This is a genomic window from Methylobacterium sp. V23, from assembly GCF_002917135.1.
Classification (GTDB): Bacteria; Pseudomonadota; Alphaproteobacteria; order Rhizobiales; family Beijerinckiaceae; genus Methylobacterium.
This window is the reverse complement of sequence record NZ_PDHT01000111.1, coordinates 1-1,542: the sequence shown is the minus strand read 5'-3', so window position 1 is coordinate 1,542 and position 1,542 is coordinate 1. Positions and strand designations below refer to the sequence as shown.

At 62.8% G+C, this 1,542-nt stretch carries 1 protein-coding gene; it reads right to left on the bottom strand.

From position 1 onward, the window contains the following. Nucleotides 1-392 precede the first annotated feature (392 nt). Nucleotides 393-1,436, bottom strand: coding sequence for an IS110 family transposase (locus CRT23_RS27470; protein ID WP_103712628.1), 1,044 nt, complete (start codon nucleotides 1,434-1,436; stop codon nucleotides 393-395). Nucleotides 1,437-1,542 lie beyond the last annotated feature (106 nt).

The window sequence follows — 1,542 nt, the reverse complement described above, 5'->3', positions numbered from 1 at the left end:
ATCGGCCACGCTCTGGCCCTGTGAGATCAGCACATCCGCCTGCCGCAACTTGGCAACGATCTCCTCAGGTTTCGGGTGCTTTGCCATCTCGTCCGTCCTCCAGGCTCAAAAGCCATATGTGGAACGGCCCTGCGGACAAGAGCGCTCAGCAACAAATCCCCCACCGCGAACGGTGCAGTCATATGTCCGGCCTTTGGGCGCGGTCATAGACCGCTGGCCTCGATGGAGTCCGCGAGGTGAGCGGCAGATCATACCAGCGCGCTCGGAGGCGCATCGGCTTTGGAGGCCTGTCTCACTTCGGGGTGACGTCCCGTGGGGTCTCATCGCTGCTGTTGCACACCTTGTCCCTGCCCGGCAGCGGTCCGCCGGTCAGCTCTGTCTAGTCTCTTCCGTCAGGCGCCCATTGTGCTCGATGCGGCGAGACCAGGATTCCGATAATGGCTACCCTTCGTGAGGAGAGCCCAGACGATGCGCGCCGTCTTGTTGGCCAGCGCAACGGCGGCGACCTTCGGAGGACGACGCGACAGGATCGCCTGCAACCACGGTGAAGCTTTCCCGCCATTGCGCGCGTGACGCAGTACCGTGGTCGCGCCCAGGATCAGCAAGGTTCGCAAGGTCGGATTGCCCATCTTTGAGATCCGGCCCAGACGCTCTTTGCCTCCGCTGGAATGAGCGCGCGGTGTCAGGCCAAGCCAGGCTGCGAAGTGCCGTCCGGAGACGAACCCACTCGGATCGGGGACGAGGGCTTTCAGCGACGCTGCCGAGATGGGTCCAATACCAGGGACCGCCGTCAGCCTCCGGAGGTCCGCGTCCTCCCGTGACCGGGCCACGATCTCGCGGTCCAAGCGGTGAAGGCGTTCGGTCAACGCTTCGATGTGATCGGACAGATCCACAAGGACCTGCCGCGCGATGACCGGAAGCCGCGCATCGTCAGGGTCTCGGACAATCCCGATCAGACCCGCCACTCGGCTGACCCCCGTGCCGCTCACGATGCCCAACTCCGATAGGTGAGCCCGCAACGCGTTAATCGCTTGGTTCCGCTGGCGTACGAGCAGGTCACGTGTCTTCAACACCATGGCGGCGGCCTGCTGCTCGGCTGTCTTGACCGGCACAAAGCGCATCGTTGGACGGCTCACCGCCTCACAGATCGCTTCTGCATCGCCGGCATCGGTCTTGCCGCGCTTCACGTAAGGCTTGACGTAGTTCGGCGGCATAAGGCGCACCTGATGGCCAAGCCTCGCAATCTCACGCGCCCAGAAGTGAGCACCGCCGCATGCCTCCATCCCCACGAGGCAGGATGGCAACTTGGAGAAGAATGTCAGCACCTGCGAGCGGCGCAATTGCCGTCTCACCACCACGGCGCCCTCCGAGGTGATCGCGTGCACCTGAAAGATCTGCTTAGCCAGATCGAGGCCGACAACGTGAATCTCAGACATTTCGGTTCCTCCGCGTTCGAGAACTGATCCGGATTGAAAAACCAGATCAGCACTGCCGCAAGCAGGGCCGTTCCACACCATCATACCAAAGGGCGGACCACTTCAA